The sequence below is a fragment of the Novosphingobium sp. TK71 genome, from assembly GCF_055361505.1.
Window position 1 is genome coordinate 691,327 of the sequence record NZ_JBSZKA010000001.1, and the last position, 21,995, is coordinate 713,321.

At 66.6% G+C, this 21,995-nt stretch carries 17 protein-coding genes; 7 read left to right on the forward strand and 10 right to left on the reverse strand.

The window, feature by feature from the left end:
* Positions 1–101 precede the first annotated feature (101 nt).
* The 4 genes from ACXJ16_RS19380 (at position 102) to ACXJ16_RS19395 (ending at position 5,395) form a co-directional block, all read left to right on the forward strand.
* Positions 102–1,658: a flavin monoamine oxidase family protein gene (locus tag ACXJ16_RS19380; RefSeq protein ID WP_463923050.1), complete on the forward strand. Its 1,557-nt coding sequence runs from the start codon at positions 102–104 to the stop codon at positions 1,656–1,658.
* Positions 1,659–1,797: 139 nt separating this feature from the next.
* Positions 1,798–2,727, forward strand: coding sequence for a polysaccharide deacetylase family protein (locus ACXJ16_RS19385; protein ID WP_054441874.1), 930 nt, complete (start codon positions 1,798–1,800; stop codon positions 2,725–2,727).
* Positions 2,728–2,729: 2 nt separating this feature from the next.
* Complete coding sequence (locus tag ACXJ16_RS19390; protein ID WP_463923051.1) at positions 2,730–3,881, forward strand: FAD-dependent oxidoreductase; 1,152 nt, start codon at positions 2,730–2,732, stop codon at positions 3,879–3,881.
* A complete protein-coding gene (locus ACXJ16_RS19395; protein ID WP_463923052.1) occupies positions 3,878–5,395 on the forward strand; it encodes an aldehyde dehydrogenase family protein in 1,518 nt (505 codons plus the stop codon). Before ACXJ16_RS19390 ends, ACXJ16_RS19395 begins: the two co-directional genes overlap by 4 nt.
* Positions 5,396–5,461: 66 nt before the next feature.
* Here the strand turns inward: ACXJ16_RS19395 and ACXJ16_RS19400 are convergent, their stop codons facing one another.
* From ACXJ16_RS19400 to ACXJ16_RS19420, 5 genes are all read right to left on the reverse strand, one after another.
* The gene (locus tag ACXJ16_RS19400) at positions 5,462–6,256 is read right to left on the reverse strand and encodes an IclR family transcriptional regulator (protein WP_054441876.1); all 795 of its coding nucleotides are present in this window, start codon (positions 6,254–6,256) and stop codon (positions 5,462–5,464) included.
* Between the two features lie 240 nt (positions 6,257–6,496).
* Complete coding sequence (locus ACXJ16_RS19405; RefSeq protein WP_054441877.1) at positions 6,497–7,615, reverse strand: alcohol dehydrogenase catalytic domain-containing protein; 1,119 nt, start codon at positions 7,613–7,615, stop codon at positions 6,497–6,499.
* Positions 7,616–7,619: 4 nt separating this feature from the next.
* Positions 7,620–8,492, reverse strand: coding sequence for an isocitrate lyase/PEP mutase family protein (locus ACXJ16_RS19410; protein ID WP_185999630.1), 873 nt, complete (start codon positions 8,490–8,492; stop codon positions 7,620–7,622).
* A gap of 23 nt (positions 8,493–8,515) precedes the next feature.
* Positions 8,516–10,405 (reverse strand): hydantoinase B/oxoprolinase family protein, encoded by a 1,890-nt coding sequence (locus ACXJ16_RS19415; RefSeq protein ID WP_185999631.1) that lies wholly within the window; start codon positions 10,403–10,405, stop codon positions 8,516–8,518.
* A gap of 14 nt (positions 10,406–10,419) precedes the next feature.
* On the reverse strand, positions 10,420–12,468 hold the full coding sequence (locus ACXJ16_RS19420; RefSeq protein WP_463923053.1) for a hydantoinase/oxoprolinase family protein: 2,049 nt from the start codon (positions 12,466–12,468) through the stop codon (positions 10,420–10,422).
* 256 nt (positions 12,469–12,724) lie between these two features.
* On the opposite strand from ACXJ16_RS19420, the gene ACXJ16_RS19425 reads away from it, so the two are divergent.
* The 3 genes from ACXJ16_RS19425 to ACXJ16_RS19435 all read left to right on the forward strand — a co-directional run bounded on the left by ACXJ16_RS19425 (position 12,725) and on the right by ACXJ16_RS19435 (position 16,503).
* Positions 12,725–14,230 carry an aldehyde dehydrogenase family protein gene (locus tag ACXJ16_RS19425; protein ID WP_463923054.1) on the forward strand — a complete coding sequence of 502 codons (1,506 nt, stop codon included), beginning with the start codon at positions 12,725–12,727 and terminating at the stop codon, positions 14,228–14,230.
* Positions 14,231–14,465: 235 nt separating this feature from the next.
* Positions 14,466–15,683 (forward strand): FAD-dependent oxidoreductase, encoded by a 1,218-nt coding sequence (locus tag ACXJ16_RS19430; protein WP_054441880.1) that lies wholly within the window; start codon positions 14,466–14,468, stop codon positions 15,681–15,683.
* A 76-nt stretch (positions 15,684–15,759) separates the two neighbouring features.
* Positions 15,760–16,503 carry a maleate cis-trans isomerase family protein gene (locus ACXJ16_RS19435; RefSeq protein WP_463923055.1) on the forward strand — a complete coding sequence of 248 codons (744 nt, stop codon included), beginning with the start codon at positions 15,760–15,762 and terminating at the stop codon, positions 16,501–16,503.
* Positions 16,504–16,552: 49 nt separating this feature from the next.
* On the opposite strand, the gene ACXJ16_RS19440 is transcribed toward ACXJ16_RS19435, so the two are convergent.
* From ACXJ16_RS19440 to ACXJ16_RS19460, 5 genes are all read right to left on the reverse strand, one after another.
* Positions 16,553–17,740 (reverse strand): GAF domain-containing sensor histidine kinase, encoded by a 1,188-nt coding sequence (locus tag ACXJ16_RS19440; RefSeq protein ID WP_463923056.1) that lies wholly within the window; start codon positions 17,738–17,740, stop codon positions 16,553–16,555.
* Between the two features lie 121 nt (positions 17,741–17,861).
* Positions 17,862–19,058 carry a CaiB/BaiF CoA transferase family protein gene (locus tag ACXJ16_RS19445; RefSeq protein WP_463923057.1) on the reverse strand — a complete coding sequence of 399 codons (1,197 nt, stop codon included), beginning with the start codon at positions 19,056–19,058 and terminating at the stop codon, positions 17,862–17,864.
* Positions 19,055–19,975 carry a hydroxymethylglutaryl-CoA lyase gene (locus ACXJ16_RS19450; RefSeq protein WP_185999636.1) on the reverse strand — a complete coding sequence of 307 codons (921 nt, stop codon included), beginning with the start codon at positions 19,973–19,975 and terminating at the stop codon, positions 19,055–19,057. Before ACXJ16_RS19450 ends, ACXJ16_RS19445 begins: the two co-directional genes overlap by 4 nt.
* The gene (gene leuD, locus ACXJ16_RS19455; protein WP_185999637.1) at positions 19,972–20,589 is read right to left on the reverse strand and encodes a 3-isopropylmalate dehydratase small subunit; all 618 of its coding nucleotides are present in this window, start codon (positions 20,587–20,589) and stop codon (positions 19,972–19,974) included. Before leuD ends, ACXJ16_RS19450 begins: the two co-directional genes overlap by 4 nt.
* Positions 20,586–21,968, reverse strand: coding sequence for a 3-isopropylmalate dehydratase large subunit (locus ACXJ16_RS19460; RefSeq protein WP_463923058.1), 1,383 nt, complete (start codon positions 21,966–21,968; stop codon positions 20,586–20,588). Before ACXJ16_RS19460 ends, leuD begins: the two co-directional genes overlap by 4 nt.
* Positions 21,969–21,995 lie beyond the last annotated feature (27 nt).

A 21,995-nucleotide genomic window follows, 5' to 3' on the forward strand; every position in this document is an offset into this window, starting at 1 on the left:
CATTCGGGCAGGGGGTTTCAACCGAAATCGCCGCCCGTTTATCCGCCTGATGGGCATCCATGCAGCGCGGCTTCGAACACGAGCTGCCGTCTGTACCGTCGATGGCTCTAGAACCGTTCGCGGCAGGCCATCGGGACGATATCTCCCCGATGTGGACCGGCGAGCCAAAGGAGCAGGCAGGCATGGTGATGGACAGGCGCAAGTTCACGCTCGGCGCGGCGGCGTTCGGCATGGGAGCGCTGGCATCGGGCCTGCCCGCCGTCGCCTCCGCCCGCGCGGCGCCGGCGAAGGGCGCTGGCAAGGGCGCCGCGCGTTCGGGAGAGCCGGACGTGCTGGTGCTGGGCGCAGGCATTTCCGGGCTTCAGGCGGCCTGGCTGCTGGAGGAGCAGGGGCTCAAGGTCACCGTGATCGAGGGGCGCAGCCGTGTGGGCGGGCGGATCATGACCCTGCTGGACCAGCCCGGCTATCCCGAAATGGGCTTCAATTCGATGGGCGAAGGCTATGGCCGCGGCCTCGATATCGCCCAGCGTGCGGGTGTGGAGATGCAGGAAGTGGGCGCGCGCTACCGCATCGGTCCGCCCAGCCTGCTCTATATCGGCGACCAGCCGCTCACCCGCGAGGAATGGGCGAAGTTTCCGGGCAACCCCTTCCCCGATGCGTTGAAATCGGTGCTGCCGGCAGAGCTGGTGCCGATGCTGGTCGCCCAGAAGACGCGGCTGGAGGACTGGAATTCGTGGCACGACCCGGTCAATGCGAAGCTCGATATCTCGCTGCACGATTTCCTGCGCCAGCAGGGGCTGTCCGACCCGGCGATCCACCTTTCCTACGATATCGCGCCCTATTACGGCATGAACGCCTATGACGTTTCCGCCCTGCTCAGCGAGTACAACGACGGCTTCGTGAAGGCGCAGATCGCGGCGGGGCCCAAATCCTTCGCGGTGAAGGGCGGCAACCTGCTCATGCCGATGGCGCTGGCGAAGCAGATGAAGGGCGACCTCCTGCTTGGCCGCGAGATCGTGGCGATCACGCAGGACGGCGGCCGCGCAACGGTACACTGCGCCGACGGTGCGACCTTCTCCGCCCCCAGGGTGATCTGCTCGCTGCCGTTCTCCGCCCTGCGCAACGTGCGGATCGAGCCCGGCCTTTCGGGCGTGCAGGCGCAGGCGGTGGCGCAGCTTGGATATCAGCCGATCTCGATGGTCTTCGTCACGGCCGAGGCCCCGTTCTGGGAACAGGACGGCCTCTCGCCCGGCATGTGGACGGACGGCGTGCTCGGCAACGTCATCCCGCAGCGCTACGGCGACGATCCGCAGCAGATCACCGGCTTCATCGTCCAGGCCCGCGCCAACCTTGCGAACTACTGGGACCGGATGGGGGCCGAGGCGGTAAAGGCCATGGTCGTCGCCCGGATCGAGGCCCTGCGTCCGGCGGCGAAAGGCAAGCTGGCCGCGCACTCCTACTTCAGCTGGTCGCAGGAAAAGTTCAACCTCGGAGACTTCTCGTACATCGCGCCCGGGCAGGTCGCCTGGATGGACGAGATCGCCAAGCCCGCGGGCAGCCTGTTCTTCTGCGGCGAGCATACCGCCACGGGCGCGCGCGGCCTCGAAGGCGCTCTGGAATCGTCCGAGCGCGTCGCTCTTGAAGTCCTCGGCATGTGAATGCCATGAAGTGCCGCCCCCACGCCCGCTGACAGGCCAAGCCGCTGTTCGCAAGGCGGAGAGTTGCGGTGCGGGGGTGGGGAAGGGTGCCCGGAATATGGTTCGGGTCCAACAACACGTCGCAAGCGAGAATTGTCCCATGGAATACGATTACGTTCCCCTTCCGCAGCGCCAGCCCCTCAAGTGGCCGAACGGCGCGCGGGTTGCCCTGATCCTGACGTTCAATCTCGAAACCTGGGACCTCACCAAGGATACCGACAAGCCCTATTACGCGGGCGGCCCGGCGATCCTGCCTGACGTGCTGCCGGGCAACACGCCCGATTTCCCGAACTTCACCTGGCGCGAATATGGCCAGCGCGTGGGCATCTGGCGCCTGTTCGACCTGTTCGACGAACTGGGCGTTCCGGCCAGCTGCACCACCAATGCCGTGACCTTCGAACGCCGCAAGGCGATGACCGACGCCGTGCTCGAACGCGGCTGGGAACTGCTGACCCACAACTGGGAACAGGGCGAACTGCTGACCAACTTCGCACACCAGCCGGAAAAGGAGCGCGACATCGTCCTGCGCAGCCTTGAGCAGTTCGAGAAGTACACCGGCCGCAAGTCCAAGGGCTGGCTCTCCTCCAGCCTGCGCGGCACGATGCAGACCGCCGATATCCTCGCCGAGCAGGGCTGCACATTCTACTGCGACATCATGAATGATGATCAGCCGTTCCTGCTGCGCACGCCCAACGGCCCGATTGTTTCGGTGCCATATTCCAATGAAATCAACGATTTCACTTTCATTACTCGAAAGAACTTCACCACCGACCAGTTCCGCGATGCGCTGATCGAGGAACTTGATGTGCTTTATGAAGAAGGCGGCAAGACCGGCCGGATCATGAACGTCGGCCTGCATCCGCACGTCTCCGGCCGTGCCCACCGCGTTCGCGCGCTGCGGGAGTTCATCGAACATGCCAAGTCGCTCCCCGGTGTCTGGTGGGCCACCCGCGAAGAGATCGCCGAATGGTATCTCCAGAACCATGAGAGCCACATTCCCGGTCAGTTGACCGGCGGATCGGCAGCCTGACGATGGCGCGCGCCGAAAGCATCGTCATTGTCGGCGGTGGCATCGCGGGCATGACCGCCGCCGCCGCTCTTGCGCAGGAAGGCTTCAAGGTCACGCTGCTGGAAAGCGCGCGTGAATTCGGCGAGATCGGGGCGGGCGTTACGCTCTCCCCGAACGCCATGAAGGGCCTCGACTTCATCGGCGTCTGCGAGGAAGCGGCGAGCGCGGGCGTGGAGCCCAGCCGCCAGCGCATCCAGCACTGGCAGGACGGCCGCACCATCGTCGCCAAGGACCGTTCGGACCAGCGCGACAAGTACGGCGCGCCTTACGTCACCATCCACCGCGCCGACCTGCACGAAGTCCTGCTGGGCGCGGCGCGGCGGGCGGGCGTCGATCTGCGCACCAGCGCGGGCGTGGTCTCCAGCGAAGGCAATACGGTGACGCTGGTGGACGGTTCGACCGTGACCGGCGACCTGATCGTCGGCGCGGACGGTGTGAAGTCGGTGATCCGCGAACGGTTCGAGACCACGCCGCCGCACTTCACCGGCCATGTCGCCTGGCGCTGCCTGGTGCCGGTGACGCCGGAATTGCAGGAACTTTCGGACTTCCCCGGCATCATCATCGGCCCCGGCGCGATGATCACGCGCTACAACATTCGCGGGTCCACGGCGATGAACCTGGTGTTCTTCTCGCGGCAGGACGGCTGGAACGAAGAGGGCTGGACCACTCCGGTCGATCCCGGGGAGGTCCGCAAGGTCTACGAAGGCTGGTGCACCGATGCGCAGAAGCTGATCGCCGCGGCCTGTGAGCAGCCGATGTACAAGTGGGCAATCAACGCCCGCACCGCGCTGCCGGGCTGGATCATCGACGACAACGTGACCCTGATCGGCGATGCCGCCCATGCCATGACGCCGTTCCTCGGCCACGGCGCGGCCTGCGGGATCGAGGACGGCGTGGTCCTTGCCCGCGCGCTGGCGGCATCGGCCACCATCGGCGAGGGTCTTCGTCGCTACGAGGCGGCGCGCCACGAACGCGCGACTTTCATCCAGGCGGAAAGCAACGCCAACGCAGACCGGATGCAGGGCCAGAACACCGACTTCTTCGGCCTTGAAGGCACCAAGGACGAGGAATCGCTGGGCCTGTTCAACTACGATTGCAGGACAGTACCGGTATGAGCGCGGTTCCCTTTGCCCCCGTTCCCTTTGATGGCCATAAGATCGCGCCTGAAACCGAGGCGTTTCTCGGCCAGACCCACAAGCTGCTGATCGGCGGCGAATGGGTGGAAGGCAGCGGGGAACTGGCCAGCCGCGATCCGGCGACCGGCCTCGAACTGACCCGCGTGCAGACCGGCGGTGCGGCGGAAGTGGACCTTGCGGTTGCCGCCGCGCGGCGCGCCTTCGACGGGCCGTGGTCGCGCAAGACCGTGGCGGAGCGTACCGCGCTGATGCACCGGCTGGCCCGGATCATGGAGCAGAACGCCACGCTGCTCAGCCAGCTCGACATTCTCGACAACGGCATGCCCGGTTTCATCGCCGGGCTCACCACCGCCAACTGCGTCGAGATGATCGACTATTATGCCGGCGCGGTGATGCGGATCGAGGGCACCACCACTGCCCCGCCGCGCCATATCGCGGCCGAGACCGAGGCGCTGACGTATACCCTGCGCGAGCCTGTGGGCGTGGTTGGCCAGATCGTGCCGTGGAACGTGCCGCTCTCCACCGCGATCCTCAAGCTGGCCCCGGCGCTGGCGGCGGGCTGCACGGTCGTGGTCAAGCCTTCGGAAGAGACGCCGCTTTCGGTATTGGCGCTGGGCCAGATGGTGCTCGATGCGGGCTTCCCGGCGGGTGTGGTCAATATCGTCAACGGTCTTGGCGGTGATGCCGGGGCGGCGATCGCGGCGCATCCGGGGATCGACAAGGTCTCGTTCACCGGCTCCACCGCGACCGGGCGCAAGATCGTTTCGGCGGCGCTGGGCAATCTCAAGAAGGTCAGCCTCGAACTGGGCGGCAAGAGCCCGGTCATGATCATGCCGGATGCCGACCTTGCGCTGGCGGTGCCGGGCACGGCGATGGCCACGTTCTTCCTGCAGGGCCAGAACTGCATGGCCGGAACGCGCATCTTCGCCCATGCCGATGTGCATGACGAACTGGTGGCGGGGCTCAAGGCTTTCGCGGAATCGATGACGCTGGGTCACGGGCTGGACCCTGCGACGATGCAGGGGCCGATGATCTCCGACGCCCATTGCGCCAAGGTCATGGGCTATATCGAGGGGGCCGAGGCGGCCGGGGCCAGGCTGGTGACGGGCGGCGGGAAGCTGGACCGTCCCGGCAACTTCGTGCGCCCGACGATCTATACCGAATGCCGCCCGGACATGGCGCTGGTGAAGGAGGAGATCTTCGGCCCGGTGATGGCGGTGATGAAAGTGGAGACCACCGACCTCGACGAGCTGGCGGCACTGGCCAACGACACGCCTTACGGGCTTTCCGGCTCGGTCTGGACGAAGGACCTGTCCACCGCGCACCGGCTGGTGAAGCGTATCCGGTCGGGCCATGTCTCCATCAACTGCCACGGCGCGGTGGGGACGAACATTCCGTTCGGCGGCTACGGCCAGTCCGGCTGGGGCCGGGAGTTCGGCAAGGAAGGGCTGGACGGTTACCTGGAAACCAAGGCGGTAACCGCGCGGCTCTGAACGGGCGCTACATCGGGAAACAGGAAAGGGAGGCCCATCGGGACCTCCCTTTTTTTATCCCGGGCTTCAGGCATTTCCCATCGGAACGGGGTTCGACAGATCGTGGCTGATCGCCGCCGCCGTCGACTTGAGATCGTCTAGATAGAGTTCCAGCGCCTGCGACAGGCGCATGGCGGCCACGAAGAACACCATGGTCATCGCCGCCTCGAAGTGGCCGTTGCGGAAGATCGGCACCGAGACCGACGAGGTCTTGCCCGGCGTGAGGTTGAAGTGGTTGCGGCCCTGCACGGCGTAGCCCTCGGCGCGGATGCGATCGACATCGAGGCTGACTTCGGCGGTGGCGAGGTAATTGAGGTCGATGTCCTGCGAGACGCGCATGAAGCGCAGGATCATCTCGCGCTCGTCATCAGGCGCATAGGCCATCGACACCTTGCCCGAGGCGCTGTCGAGGATCGGCAGGGTGAAGCCGGGGTAATAGTGTTCGAACGTCAGCGAGGAGTTCGAATGGGTGCTGTCGCGCAGCATCATCTCGCGGCCCACGCGGATGGCGATCGACACCGGCCAGCCGAGCCGCTTGGTCAGGCCCACGATGTGCGGCCGGGCAAGACGGACCAGTTCGTCGTCATGCTGGAAGCCGGTTGCCAGTGTCTGCACCATGGCCGTGGCGCGGTAGCGCTTGCGCGAGGGTTCCTGTTCGATCAGGCCTTCATAGAGCAAGGTCTGGACGATGCGGCAGGCGGTGGGATAGGGCACCTCGGATGCCTTGGCGATCTCCATCATGGAGAGCGAGCCGTGGCGGTTGATCGCCTTCAGCGCCGCGATTGACCGCGTGATAGAGCGAATTGGAACCCCTTTTTCCATCGTCAGACCCCGTCCGTTTTTTGTGTTATCGGAAGAGTGACAAGGGAATGACGTTTGCTCGAAATAATCAAGACGATATCCGCCTGTCGGATAGATATGCCGACAGGCGGAACCAAAACGGGTTCATAGTTTTCCGCCAGCGCCCTTTTTCTTGATCGGAACGAAAATTAATTTCGCGCCGGGCCAGCGGGAGGGCCTGATCGCAAAGGCCGGCGCCTCCATGCGGTAACGATTCGCTGCTTACCAGCCGGGCACGATCACCTGGCGGATCGCCTCGCCCGAGGCGAGCTTGTCCATGGCCTCGTTGATCTCCTCCAGCGGGCCGACCGAGGTCAGCAGCTTCTCCACCGGCAGCCGTCCCGCGCGCCAGAGCTTGATGTAGCGCGGAATGTCGCGTGCGGGGATCGAGGAGCCCATGTAGCTGCCCATCAGCGTCTTGGCGTCCGCCACCAGCGACAGTGCGTTGATGGCCAGATCCTCCGACGGGTTGGGCAGGCCCACCGTCACGATCCGGCCGCCGCGCCGGGCAGAGCGATAGGCATGGGCCAGTACGGCGGCCTTGCCGACCGTTTCCACCACCACGTCGCTGCCCATGGCCGCATCGTCCTCTCCGGGGGCGGAAGCGCTTGCCGCGCCCAGTTCCAGCGCCAGCGCGCGTTTGGCAGGGGACGGGTCCACCGCATGGACCGGCTGCGCGCCCGCCGCCAGCGCGCCGAGCAGCGCGGAAAGCCCGACGCCGCCCAGCCCGATCACGGTCACGCTTTCGCCCGGCTGGACTTTGGCCGTGTTCATCACCGCGCCGACCCCGGTGAGCACTGCGCAGCCGAACAGTGCGGCGGTCTCGGGCGGGATATCGGCGTCGATCTTCACCAGCGAGCGCCGGTCCACCACCGCCTGCGTCGCGAAGGCCGAGACGCCGAGATGGTGGTGGACGACGCCGTCCTCGCAGGAGAGGCGGCTGCCGCCGCGCATCAGTTCGCCCTTGCCGTTGGCGGCGGCGCCTTTCGCGCAGAGGTAGCCCTCGCCCGAAAGGCAGGCCGCGCATTGCCCGCAGCTCGGCAGGAACACCAGCACCACGCGGTCCCCCACCGCGAGGTCCGGTTCATCGGGATCGCCCAGCGCCAGCACGGTGCCCGCCGCCTCGTGCCCCAGCGCCATCGGCATCGGCCGGGGCCGGTCGCCGTTGATGACGGAGAGGTCCGAGTGGCAGATCCCCGCCGCGTCGATCCGCACCAGCACTTCGCCGGGCAGCGGATCGGAGAGATCGAGCGGCCGGACCGCCAGCGGCTCGTTCTCGGCATAGGGCCGGGGATGGTCCCCGGAGCGGGAGAGGACGGCGGCGGCGATCCGGCGCTTCATCGGCTTACTTCACCGGAGCCGGAGCAGGCGCCCACTGCTTCTCGAAGTCCCACACTTCGTCGAAGCCGATCAGCGAGCAGAACTCCTTGAAGTTGAAGATGCCCTCGGGCTCGCCGATGCCGTGGTCCTTGAGATCGCGCAGCGACTTCTCGATGGCGGTGCAGGCGACCAGGCTGGTGAGCGAGGGGTAGATCGCATAGCCATAGCCGATCTCCTCCAGCACCGAGGCGAGCGGGATCGGCGTGGAGCCGCCGTTCGCCATGTTGGCCATCAGCGGCTTGTCGAAAGCGGCGCAGGCTTTCGCCATTTCCTCCTCGCTTTCCAGCGCTTCGGGGAAGAGGACGTGGGCGCCCGCCTTGTCGTAGGCTTCGAGGCGGCGCATCACGCTGTCCAGCCCCTCGCTCTGGCGCGCGTCGGTGCGGGCGATGACGAGGAAGTCCTCGCTCTCGCGCGCGGCGATCGCCACCTTGATCTTCTCCACCATGTCTTCCACCGGGATCACCCGGCGGAACGGCGTGTGGCCGCACTTCTTGGGGAATTCCTGATCCTCGAGCTGGATCGCGGTGACGCCGGCGGCCTCGTAGCCCTTCACGGTGTGATGGACGTTGAGCAGGCCGCCATAGCCGGTATCGCCGTCCGCGATGACCGCCGCATTGCTGGTGCGCACCAGCGTTTCCATGCGGTTCTTCATCTCGGTGTAGGTGGCGATCCCGGCGTCGGGCAGGCCCCAGGCCGAGGCGGTAAGCCAGTAGCCGGTGCCATAGACGAGATCGAAGCCGACCTTGTTGGCGATCACCGCGGTGATCATGTCCTGGATGCCGGGAATGACGAAGAACTTGCCGCTCTCCAGCTTCTGGCGGAAAATCGGATTGGCCATGATGGTGCTCTCCTGTGTTCTGTTTATTCGGCGGCTTCTGCGAAAGCAGGAGCGGCCACATGCGTCCACTGCGGCGCGATGGGGGCGGGAAGGCCGGTTTCGGCAAGGCAGTTGGCGCGCAGCGTCTCGATGTCCGGGCCGAAGTTGAACACGCCGATTTCGCCGCGGGCCTTGCGCATTTCGGCGCGCAGGGCCTGCGTCGCGGCTTCGTCCACCGCGCCATCCACCAGCACCACGCCGTAGTCCTTCGCGCCTTCGGCGGTGACGAGGCCCTGCTTCAGTTCCTTGGCCAGCAGCGCGGGATCGCGGTCTAGCGGGTCGCCCCAGCCGCCGCCGCCCCAGGTGATGAACTGCAGCTCGTCACCGGCCTCGACCGGATAGTCCTCCAGCTTGTTGCCGACCACGATCTGCGTGCCGTCCGCCTTGGTGAGGATCTTCTTCGCACGCTTGCCCGGAAGGCCGCCGTTGACGCCCCAGGGCGGAACGAACCAGCGGTCGTCATGGATCGCGATCACGCCGCTCTCAAGGAAGCGGTAGACCATGTTGATGCCGTTGCCGCCGCGATGGAGGCCCGCGCCGCCCGAATCCGCCACTGTCTCGTACTTGACGATCTCCAGCGGGAAATAGCGTTCGAGGAACTCGTTGGGGACGTTGGTGAAGCCGGGGAACAGCGAGTGTCCGTCCGGCCCATCGCCCAGCGGACGGCCGGGGATGCCGCCGAAGCCGATCTGGAACAGCTGGAACCACTTACCGGCCTTGTCGTGCCCGGCATAGAACAGGTGCGGCGAGGACGAGAAACCGGCGGCGTTGAGGAATTCCGGCGTCTTCTGGCCGAGCAACCCGCCCAGGATGTCGAACAGGCGGCCCAGGACGTGCGTGCGGCCCGAAAGCGCGGCCGGGAATTTCGGCTTGAGCAGCGAGCCTTCCGGGATGCGCACGTCGATCAGGTCGTAGTAGCCATCGTTGAACAAGATCTGCGGATCGAAGATCATGATCATGTAGATGCCGAAGAACATGCGCATCATGTTCTCGTTCAGCAGCATGTTGATCGAGGCCTTGGACTGCGGGTCGGTGCCGTCGAAATCGAGCACCACGCGGCCGTTTTCGCGCCACATCGTGCACTTGATCCGGTAGGGACCGTAGCCCATGCCGTCATCGCAGATGTAGTCTTCGAACGTGACCTTCTCCTCGCCGATGGAGGTTTCGATCAGGTGCTTCATCGCGCGGTGGTTGCGTTCGAGCAACATTTCCGTGGCGGAGACGAACACGTCGTCGCCGAAGCGTTCCACCATTTCCACCACGCGGTGCGCGGCGACGCGGCACGAGGCGATCAGCGCGTTGAGATCCGCCTTGCACCAGTCCGGCGTGCGCGACTGGTGCATGACCAGCTTGACCAGATCCTCGTTGTATTCACCCTTCTTCCAGATCTTCACGGGCGGGATGCGCACGCCTTCCTGGAAAATCTCGGTGGCGTGGATCGGCATCGAGCCGGGGACCATGCCGCCGATGTCGCTCTGGTGGCCGAACATCGAGGTATAGGCGATCAGGCGCCCGTCCTTGAACACCGGCAGCAGCACCAGCCAGTCGTTGCAGTGGCTGATCGCGCCGCCAACCGAGTAGGGGTCCGACAGGAAGATCAGGTCGCCGTCTTCCACGGTGCCGTCGAACCCTTCGAGGAAGGGGCCGATGTAGGAACCGAACTGGCCGACGATCATCTTGCCCTGATGGTCGGCGATCAGCGGGAAGGCGTCTCCCTGTTCGCGGATGCCGGGCGACATCGCGGTGCGCACCAGCGTGGCGTCCATCTCGATGCGGGCGTTGCGCAGGGCGTTCTCGATGATGTCGAGGGTTACGGGATCGACGGGAACCGTCTGGAACGGGGCTTCATTGGCCTGAATGATACGTGCGGGCATGGTCTTGGCTCCCCTCAGGCGAGGTTGATGAGGATGTTGCCGGCGTGATCGACGGTACCGACGCAGTCGGCCTCGATCAGCGTGGTGGAGTCCATCTCGGTGACGACGGCGGGTCCGGGGATCACGTCTCCGGCGCGCAGCTTCGCGCGGTCGTAGATGACGGCGGCCTGCATTTCGGTGCCGGTCCACAGTTCGTGGTCGCGGATCTTGGCGCGGATCGGATCGCCGTCTCCCTGCTCCAGCGGCGGCGAGGGCAGTTCGAGGGCAGGGCCCATGGCGACGGCGCGCAGGTTCACCAGTTCATGGGCGCTGTCCATGTTGAAGGTGAAGAGGCGCAGGTGCTCGGCATCGAAGCGGGCGGTGACGCCGGCAAGGCCATTGGCGCGCAGCGTTTCCGGGTCGATCGAAAGCGGCACTTCGAAGGCCTGGCCTTCATAGCGCACGTCGAGTTCGAACTGGCTGGTGATGTCCGCCTCGGCAATGCCTTCGGCGGCGAGTTCGGCGCGGGTCTGCGCGGCCATTTCCTCCAGCAGGGCCAGCACGTCGGCCTCGCTGGTGTCCGCCACGCGCTGCGAGAACGAGCGCGCGGTTTCGGTGCGCATGCGGGTGGTGGCATCCCCGAGCGCGCAGAGCACGCCGGGCGAGACCGGCGAGACGGCGGGCCAGGAACCCATCAGCTTGGACACGGCATTGACGTGGAGCGGCCCGGCGCCGCCGAAGCCCATCACCGCGAAGTCGCGCGGGTCGTAGCCCTGCTGCACCGAGATCATGCGCAGCGCGCCGAACATGTTCTCGTTGACGATGTCGATGATGCCGCGCGCCGCTTCCATCAGGCCGATGCCGAGCGCGTCGGCAATGGTCTGGACGGCCGCCTTGGCGCCTTCGCGGTCGAGCTTGAAGGTGCCGCCGAGGAGGTTCTCGGGCAGGTAGCCGAGCACGACGTTGGCGTCGGTCACGGTGGGCAGCTTGCCGCCCTTGCCGTAAGCGACCGGGCCGGGCACCGCGCCTGCCGATTGCGGGCCGACGCGCAGCGCCTTGGTCAGTTCCGGCACATAGGCGATCGAGCCGCCGCCCGCGCCCACCGTCTTCACGTCCAGCGCCGAGGCGCGGACCGAGAGGTGGCCGACTTCGGTGGTCCGCTGGCGGCGCGCCTCCAGGTTCTCGATCAGCGCCACGTCGGTCGAGGTGCCGCCCACGTCGAGCGTGAGGATGTTCCTGATCCCCGCATTGCGGCCGACCCAGATCGCGCCAGTCACGCCGCCTGCCGGACCCGACATCAGCAGCGAGACGGGGTGTTCCTCCGACTTTTCGGAAGACATCAGCCCGCCGTCGGAGCGCAGCAGCGAGAGCGAACCCGCCATGCCGGCGCCGCGCAGCGATGCGCGCAAGTTGCGCACGTACTTGCCGACGACCGGACGCACCGCCGCATTGGCGACCGTGGTGAGCGTGCGTTCGTATTCCTGCATTTCGGGCAGGACCAGATGGCTGAGCGAGATCGGCACCTCGGGCATGATCTCTGCCGCCAGTTCCGCCACGCGCGCCTCGTGCGTGCCGTTGAGATAGGCGTTGACGAGCGCGACGGTCAGCGCCTCGACGCCGGAAGCCTTGAGCGCTTCGAGCGCGGCGCGGATCTCGCCTTCGTCGATTCCGGCGGTTTCCTGTCCGCGCGCGTTCATGCGGCCGCTGATCTCGAAAGTGTCCTCCAGCGCGGCCAGCGGCTCTGGCTTGGGCCAGACGATCCAGCCGGCCAGGCCGCCCGGCACGAAGGAACGGGCGATCTGCATGACCTGCCGGTAGCCCTGCGTGGTGATGAGGCCGACGCGCGCGCCCTTGCCTTCAAGCACCGCATTGGTGGCCACGGTGGTGCCGTGCAGGAAGAATTCCACGTCGGACGGGGCGATGCCGCCCTTTTCGCAGACCGCGGTGACACCGTTCAGGATGCCTTCGGAACTGTCGTGCGGGGTCGAAGGCGTCTTGTGACGCCAGAACTCGCCGTTGTCCTGGTTGAAAAGAAGCAGATCGGTGAACGTCCCTCCGACGTCCACGCCCAAACGATAGGTCATGCGTTCCCCATCCGGCTTTGCCCTCAGGCAGTGTTCGGTTCCGGATCTCGGGCGCGGATTGCGGCCGACGACTCCGGGTGATGAAATGGTATATTGATATGACAATACGGCAAGGCCGCATTGCAGTCTGCGTACCGCGCCGGGGGTCGGGCGCTGCGGTTTCGGACAGAGTTATCCGCCAAGCGAATTTTTGGGGTGGCGGGGGGCCGCCGCGCCGTTCACCAGATTAGGAAAGGTCGCAACAAAGGAGACAGCCATGCCACTCGACTTCAGCACGCTTCGCCCCGGCACGAAGGAGTTTCTCGCCCGCCGCGCGGGCGGTGAGGGCCTGCTTATCGGCGGGGCATGGGGCACGGCTGCGCAAGGCGCCACCTTCGCTACCCTCGATCCGGCCACCGGCAGCGAGCTGGGACAAATCGCCAAGGCGGGCGCGGCCGATGTCGATGCCGCCGTTTCGGCCGCCCGCGCGGCGCTGGCCGGCTGGGGCGCCACCGTGCCGGTGGAGCGCGCGCGCATCCTGTGGAAGATCGCCGACCTTATAGAAGCGAACATCGACGACCTTGCCGAACTGGAAACGCTCGACCAGGGCAAGCCGCTGTTCGTCGGCCGCTGGGCGGAGATTCCCGGCGCGGTGAACCAGTTCCGCTTCTTCGCCGGGCAGGCCATGGCGATCGAGGGAAGCACCCTCGAAAGCTCGATCAACTACCAGCCGCAGGGCAAGCAGATGCGGACCTGGACCGTGCGCGAGCCGGTGGGCGTGGTGGCGGCCATCGTGCCGTGGAACTCGCCGCTGGTGCTCACCGCGATGAAGCTGGCGCCCGCGCTGGCAGCGGGCTGCACGGTGGTGCTCAAGCCCGCCGAGGATACCTCGCTCACCGCGCTGCGCCTCGCCGAGCTGATGGTCGAGGCGGGCGTTCCGGCGGGCGTCATCAATGTCGTCACCGGGCTTGGCGGAGAGACCGGCGCGGCGCTGGCCGCCCATCCGGGGGTGGACAAGATCGCCTTCACCGGCTCCACCGCCACCGGCCGCGCGGTGCTCGATGCCGCCAAGACCAACTTCAAGCGCGTGACGCTGGAGCTGGGCGGCAAGTCGCCCTCCATCGTCATGCCCGACGCCGATCTTTCGCTGGCGATCCCCGGCGTGGCCAATGCCATCTACTTCAACGGCGGGCAGGTCTGCATCGCCGGATCGCGGCTCTACGTCCACCGCTCGGTCCATGACCAGGTGGTGGAGGGCGTGGCGGAATATGCCAAGGGCCTGAAGCTCGGCCACGGCCTTGCCGCCGATACGCAGATGGGCCCGGTGGTCTCGCTGCGCCATGCCGAGCGGGTCGAAGGCTTCCTGCAGCGCGCGCGGGCCGAGGGGGCGACGATGCTGGCGGGCGGCGAACGCACCGGCGAGGCGGGCACCTTCATCACCCCCACCGTGGTCGTCGACGTGAAGCCCGGCATGGAGATCGTGCGCGAGGAAGTGTTCGGCCCGGTGCTGGTCGCGCAGGCGTTCGACGATGTGGAGGAAGTGATCGCCGCCGCCAACGACAGCGAATATGGCCTTGCCGCCAGCGTCTGGACCGAGGGGCTGTCGAACGCCCACCGCATGTCGAGCGCGATCAAGGCGGGCACGGTGTGGATCAACTGCCATGCCATGTATGACGCCACTCTAGCCATCGGCGGGGTCAAGCAGTCCGGATGGGGCCGGGACAGCGGGCGGCAGGCGCTGGAAAACTACCTTGAATGGAAGACCGTCTGCGCGGTCGTCTGATCGGGGGCATCATCGCGGGTTGAGGGAGGAGGGGCGCATCGCAAGGTGCGCCCCTTTTCGTTGTCCTGCCTGCGCCGCTCCGTGCCGGCTGCCCCCCCGGACCGGCTGCGCGCGGGCGGAGTGTCCGCCAACCGGCGCGCCTCCCCGAACCTCGGATAGTTCCGCGACTTCGCCCGCCCCGCCGGACCGCCCGGTCCATAGCGGGGAACGGAACAGGAAATGGAGTCTGCTCGATATGGCGGCAGTTGAACGGTGTCAGGTGGCGATCGCGGGGGCGGGACCGGTCGGAACGGTTCTGGCGACGCTGCTGGCGCAGGCGGGTATCGACGTTGTGGTGCTGGAAGTGAACGGCGATTGTGCGCAGGATCTGCGCGCCTCCACGTTCCATCCGCCGACGCTGGAAATGCTCGACCAGATCGGGGTCACGCCGATGCTGCTGGAGAAGGGGCTCAAGGCGCCGGTCTATCACTGGCGAGACCGTCACTCGGGCGAAGTGATCGACTTCGACCTTGCCGAGATCGACGACGTGACCCGCTACCCTTTCCGCATCCAGTGCGAACAGTATCACCTGTCGCGCGCGCTTGCCTCGGGGCTTGAGAAGCAGGGCAATGCCGATGTCCGCTTCGGCCAGCGCCTGCTGACCTTCGAGGAGGACGCGGACGGCGTGAACCTCGCGGTCGAGACGATGACCGGCATCGCGCAGATGCGCTGCGATTATCTGATCGGTGCGGACGGCGCGAATTCCATCGTGCGCAAGTGGCTGGGCATCGAATTCGACGGGTTCACTTATCCCGAACGCTTCCTCTGCCTCTCGACCGCGTTCGAACTGGGCGACCACATCCCGAACCTGGCCTGGGTCAACTACGTGTCCGACCCGGACGAATGGCTGGTGCTGCTGCGCGTGCCCACGCTCTGGCGCGTGCTGGTGCCGACCGACGGTTCGCTCAGTGACGAGGAACTGCGCTCGGATGCGATGAAGAACGCGATCTTCGGCAGGCTGGTGGGCGACGGGGAGATGGTGAAGACCGAGCACCGCACGCTCTACCGGGTCCACCAGCGCGTGGCGAAATCCTTCCGCGAGGGCCGCGTGCTGCTGGCGGGCGATGCCGGGCATCTCAACAACCCGCTTGGCGGCTTCGGCATGAATTCGGGCGTGCATGATGCCTTCAACCTGTTCGAGAAGCTGCTGCCGGTGCTCAAGGGGCAGAAGACGGGTTCGGGGGCAGAGGAGAACCTCGCGCTTTACGACCGGCAGCGCCGCGAAGTGACGCACAGCTTCACGCAGATGCAGACCAAGGAAAACATGGCGATGATCCGCGGCGGGCAGGACGAGGCGCACAAGCGCCGCCGCGAAGCCATGCTGGCGATCAAGCAGGACGATACGCGCCGCCGCGCCTACATGCTGCGGCAGGCAATGTACGAGAGCCTCGCCCAGGCGGCCGAGATCCGCTGAACCAGGTCGTAAACCAGACCCCCGGCACCCCATCAACCAGCGGCACCGGCACCGGTCCGCAACAGGAGTATCTGCAATGGGAGACGTTCTCGGTTGGCGAAAGCTGCTGGGTGTCATCGCCCCCTCCACCAACACCGTGGTCCAGCCGGACATGGAGCGCATGCGCCCTGCGGGCGTGACCAACCATTTTTCGCGCATCTATGTCAAGGACCCGCTGGCGCTCTCGAACGAGGATTTCATCGCCGGAACCACGGCGATCGCCGAAAACACGCTGGACGCGGTGCGATCGGTGATGACCTGCAAGCCGGACTACCTCGTGCTCGGCATGTCGGCGATTACGTTCTACGGCGGGGTCGAGGGTAGCCGGAAATGGAAGAGGCAGGTCGAGGAACTGGCGGGCGTCGGCGCGTCTACGGGGGCGGAATCGGTGGCGGCGGCGCTTCATGCCTACGGCGCGAAGACGGTGAGCTTCGTTTCGCCCTATTACCCGGTCGCCAATGCCGAAGTGCGCAATTTTCTGGAGGAATCGGGCTTCACCGTGAAGCGCGACGTGCCGCTGGAATGCCGCTGCTGGACCGACATCGCCAAAGTCGGCCCAGACCGCCTGCGCGAGGTGATCGAAGAGCTGGACGGGGATGACGTTGACGCCATCGTGCAGGTCGGCACCAATCTCTCGATGGTGGACCTTGCGGCCGAATACGAGGCGAAACTGGGCAAGCCGGTGATCGCGATCAACACCGCAACCTACTGGCACGCCCTGCGCGCGCAGGGGATCGCGGACCGGATCGAAGGCATGGGCCGCCTGCTCGCCGAATACTGAGACATGCGCCGCCCCGGACCTGCTCCGGGACGGCGCAAAGGATCGCCGGTCACGAACCCGAAGGCATCGACAGTTCGAAGACCGTCAGGTTCTTGTCCGAGCTGACATGTACCGTGCCGCCGTGCGCCTTGGCGATTTCGGAAACGATGAACAGCCCGAGCCCCAACCCGTTCCCCCGCTCGTTCCCGTTCGCCATGGTGAACGGTTCGAACAATGTGGGGACGAGCTCCGGGGCGATCGGACCACCTTCATTGGCGATCGACAAACTGAACCGCCCTTGCCCGCTGCGCGCGTGCACGGTGATCGGCCGGTTCGGCGTTCCATGGACGAGCGCGTTGCCGACCAGGTTGGAAAGCAATTGCGAAATCCGGGAAATGTCGCAGATGATCGGTTCTTCCAGATCGAGGATCACATCGATCGATGCCTCTGGATGAACAATCTGCAATTCCTCGATCACCTCTCGAACGGGCGCTTCCAGCGAGTCCGTCGTCTGCAGATCGAGGAATACGCCGTCGCCCAGGCGGCCGCGCGCAAAGTCCAGCAGGTCGTCGATCAGCATTTCGATGCGCCGGGTGCTCTGGCCCATTTTCTCGATCACCAGGGCGGCCCGAGGTGAGGGATCCATCCTTGCAAGCAGCCTCATTCCCGAAACCACGGCGGCGAGGGGATTGCGCAGATCGTGGCCGAGGATGGCGATGAAACGTTCCCGGATCAAAGCGGAACGATCCGCATTCGCCAGTTCCTGCTCCTTGCGGTGCAGATCGTCCTGAAGGTCGAGTTGGAGGCCGATCAATCTGGCGAAATTCTCGAATGTGGCTACGATTCCCGGATCGGACAGTTTGGCGGGAAGCGGGTCCAGCGCACAAAGGGTTCCGAAGAAACTGCCGTCGCGGCGGAAGATCGGGATCGAGATATAGCTTTCGAATCCATATAGACGCGGCGTGTGGTGATTGTGGAATATCGGGTCCAGGGCCACGTGATCGATGATCACGCCGGTTCCCGAATCCCGGATCTCGTCGCAGATCGTCGTCTTGAGATCGAGCGAGCCGCCCACTTCCAGGCCGAAGGCAATTTCGTCCCTGACCGCACAGGCCGTCCAGCTGGTGCTGGTAACCCGGGCCACGGCGGCGAAGCGCAGGCCGGTAATGCGGCAGGCTATCTCCAGGATGGAGGGCACCGCGTCGATACGGGCGACCGCTTCCATATCATTTGCGATCAGGTCCGACATCGCGTGCATTTGCTTCCCTAGCCTTGAACCCGATTGGCCTAGCTCAGTATGACTACGCGATCAAATTCAAGTCTGGGCCTTCATCCTTCCGGCTGCAGGGCGCGGGGGCGGCGCCCCGGAAACGGAAAGCTCAGGCCCCTACCGCGCCTTGCGCGACGAGGGCTTCGATCCGCTCCGGCGCATAGCCCAGCGTTTCGAGCACCGCGCGGCTGTTCGCGCCGGGGGCGGGCAGCGTCACCGGCGCGCCGGGGCGCAGGCCGCCCATCTGGAGCGGGATCGTCGGCAGGCGGGTTTCCTCGCCGGTGTCGAGCACGACCGGCTCCAGCCCGCCTTCGGCCAGCTGCGGATCGTCGAACATGTCCTCCGGACGGGCGATGGGGGCGAAAGGCAGGCCGGTGCCTTCCAGCTTCGCCACGATTTCGGCCCGCGTCATCGAGGCGACGAGCTGGCGGACCTGCGGCAGGATACGGTCGCGGGCGAGCACGCGCTGGTTGTTGGTTTGCAGGCTCTGGTCGGCCCAGAGCTCATGCAGTTCGAACAGGGCGCAGAACTTCTGCCACAGCACGTCGGAAACCACGCCGATGAACACGGGCTCGTCGCGGGTTTCGAACACGTCGTAGATCGCCCAGGCCGAGATGCGCGCGGGCATCGGCGCGGCGGCTTTCCCGGTGACGGCGAACTGCGCCATGTGCTGGCCAACGAGGTAGGCGGTGGTCTCGAACAGGCTGGCGACGACCTTCTGGCCGCGCCCGGTGCGATGGCGCTCCTCCAGCGCGGCGAGGATGCCGATCACGCCGAACATGCCGCCGGTCACGTCGATCACGCTGGAGCCCGCGCGCAAGGGACGTCCCGGCGGGCCGGTCATATAGGCAAGGCCGCCCATCATCTGCGCCACTTCGTCCAGCGCGGTGCGCTGTTCGTAGGGGCCGGGCAGGAAGCCTTTTTCCGAGCAGTAGATCAGGCGCGGATTGGCCTGTGCCAGTTCCTCGTAGGACAGGCCGAGCCGGTCGAGCGCGCCGGGGCGGAAATTCTCGATCAGCACGTCGGCGCCCTCGGCAAGGTCGCGGGCGACCTGCAGGCCCTCGGCCGACTTGAGATCGAGGCAGATCGACTGCTTGCCCCGGTTGTACATCGGGAAATAGCCCGAGCCCGAGCCGAGCAGGCGCCGGGTCTGGTCCCCGCCGATGGGCTCGATCCGCACCACTTCGGCGCCCAGCCCGGCGAGGATGTGGCCCACGGCGGGGCCCATGACCATGTGCGTGAATTCGGCGACGCGGATGCCGGCCAAAGGCTGCGGGACCGCTGGCTGCGGGGCGTTCTCGCTCATCGGGCGATCCTTTCGTTGTAGTCGAGCATCGGCCCGGCATCGGGCGTGAAGCCGTAGAGCGGTTCGCCGGGCAGGGCGGCGGCCAGGATCTGGCGCACTTCCAGCAGGCGTTCGAGGTCGATGCCGGTATCGAGCCCCATGGCATTGAGCATGAGCACGAGATCCTCGGTCACGAGATTGCCCGAGGCCCCCGGCGCGGCGGGGCAGCCGCCGAGCCCGCCGAGCGAGGCGTCAAGCGTGGTGATGCCCTCCTCCAGCCCGGCCAGCGCATTGGCGAGGCCCAGCCCGCGCGTGTTGTGGAGGTGGAGCGTGGTCAGCATGTCCGCCCCCACCGCGGCCCTGACCTTGCGCACCAGCCGCCGGACCTGCGCGGGGTCGGCATAGCCGGTGGTGTCGGACAGGCTGAACTCCTGCGCGCCTGCCTCGGCCGCGGCAAGGGCGAGGCGCACGACCGTATCTTCCGCCACGGCGCCTTCGATGGTGCAGCCGAACGCGGTGGCGAGGCCGACGGCGAAGTGAACGCCTGCCGCCCTTGCGATTTCGGATGCGGCCGCGATTTCCGCCAGCATCGCCGGATGGTCCTTGCGCACGTTGCGGATGGAGTGGGTCTCGCTCATCGAAAGGGGGATCGACATGGCGTGGACACCCGCCTCCACCGCCCGCTGCGCCCCTTTGGCATTGGGCACGAGGGCGACGACGTTGAGCCCCTCGATCCCCCGCGCGAAGCGGACCAGTTCGGCGGTGTCGGCCATCTGGGGTAGCAGGCTGGGCGGCACGAAGCTGCCCACCTCGATCTCGCGCACCCCGGCGGCGGCCTCTGCGGCGATCCACGCCTTCTTGGCCTCCAGCGGCATGATCGCCTTGATCGACTGCAACCCGTCACGCGGGCCGACTTCGGAAACGAGTATCTGCGTCATGGTGTTCTTTCGAGAGTGGCCCCGAGGTAGACCCAGGGCCGCGCCTTGCGGTCGGCCGAGGTCCAGTCCTCGATTTCCGGCAACGACTTGAGGGTGAGGTCGATGGCATCGAGCCCTTCGAGCAGCATCTCGCGCGGTTCGGGCTCGATGGCGAAGCGGTGGATGGCGGCGCCGCAGCGCACTTCCTGCGCGGGCAGGTCCACGGTCACCTCCTGCCAGGCCATGGCGGCGATGGCCGCTTCGGGCAGGACCACGGGAAGAAGCCCGTTGCGGATGCAGTTGGCCCGGAAGATCGGTGCGAAGCCTTGCGCGATCACGCAGCGCATGCCGTACTCCGCCAGCGCCCAGACGGCATGTTCGCGGCTTGATCCGCAGCCGAAGTTCGCCCCGCCCAGCAGCACTTGCGCGCCCGCCGCTTCGGGGCGGTTGAGCGGGAACGCCGGGTCCGGCACGCGCGCGGCGGCGTCGATATAGCGCCACGGCGCGAACAGCCCGTCGGCAAGGCCGGTGCGCCCGGTGCTTTTCATCTCGCGGCTGGGGATGATCGCGTCGGTATCGACATTGTCGCGCAGCAGCGCGGCCGCGCGCGAGGTGAGGGTGGTGAACGGGGTCATCGCGCCGGCTTCCGGGTCATGAGTTCGCGGGGATCGGCGATCGCGCCGGCAATCGCGCTGGCAACCACGGTCTCCGGGCTGGCGATATGGGTGCGGATGCCCGGACCCTGCCGCCCCTCGAAGTTGCGGTTGGTGCTGCTGATCGTCCGGCTGCCTTCGGGGAAGCGTTCGCCCCCTGCGAAGAAGCATAGCGAGCAGCCGCTCTCGCGCCATTCGAACCCGGCCTCGGCAAAGATCGCGTCGAGCCCCTCGGCCTCGGCGGCGCGCTTCACGGCGGAGCTTCCGGGCACCACCATGGCCTTGCGGATCGAGGGCGCGACATGGCGCCCCTTCATCAAAGCGGCGGCGCGGCGCAGGTCCGAGAGACGGGCATTGGTGCACGATCCCAGGAACGCCACGTCGATCGGCGTGCCCAGCAGCGGGCTGCCGGCATCGAGGCCGATATAGTCGTGCGCCCGCGCCGGTCCCTGCGGCACCGTGCCGTCCACCGGCACTGCATGTTCCGGGCTGGTGCCCCAGCTCACCATCGGGGCGAGCGCGGCGGCGTCTATCACGATCTCGCGGTCGAACCGGGCGTCCTCGTCGGTTTTCAGGCCGTGCCAGTATGGCTCGCCGAAGTCCTCCGGCGCATAGCGGCGGCCCGCCAGATATTCGAAAGTCTTCGCATCCGGCGCGACGATGCCGGTCATGGCCGCGAACTCGGTGGCCATGTTGCACAAGGTCATGCGCGCCTCGATGTCAAGCGCGCGCACCGCCTCGCCCGCGAACTCCACCACATGTCCCGCGCCGCCGCCCGCGCCGTGCGCGGCGATGAGCGCCAGCACCATGTCCTTGGCGGTGACGCCGGGCGCAAGCGTGCCGGTATAGGTGACGCGCATCGTCCCCGGCCGGTCCAGCCGCAGCACGCCGGTTGCCATGGCATGTTCCGCCTCGCTGGAGCCGATCCCCCATGCCAGCGCCCCCAGCGCGCCCTGCGTGCAGGTGTGGCTGTCGGGCGCGACAAGGGTGACGCCGGGCAGGACGATACCAAGCTCGGGCGAGATGACGTGGGTGATGCCCTGGTCGCGGTCGTTCACGTCGAACAGGGTGATCCCGGCGGCCCGCGCGGCGGCGCGGGTCTCGGTGATGAAGGCGGAGCCGCCCTCCATCAGCGTGCCGTCGCCGCGGCCGGGGCGGGTGTCGACGATATGGTCCATCACCGCGAAAACGCGCGCCGGATCGCGCACGGGGCGCCCCGCCGCCGCCATCGCCTTGAGCGCGGCGGCGCCGGTCCGTTCGTGCAGGAACACGCGGTCTATGGCGATGAGCGCGGCCCCGGTCGCACTGTCCGCGACATGGTGGGCCTGCCAGATCTTTTCGAAGAGAGTCTTGCCTGTCATGTGTCGTCGCACCCGCTTTCGCGCGGT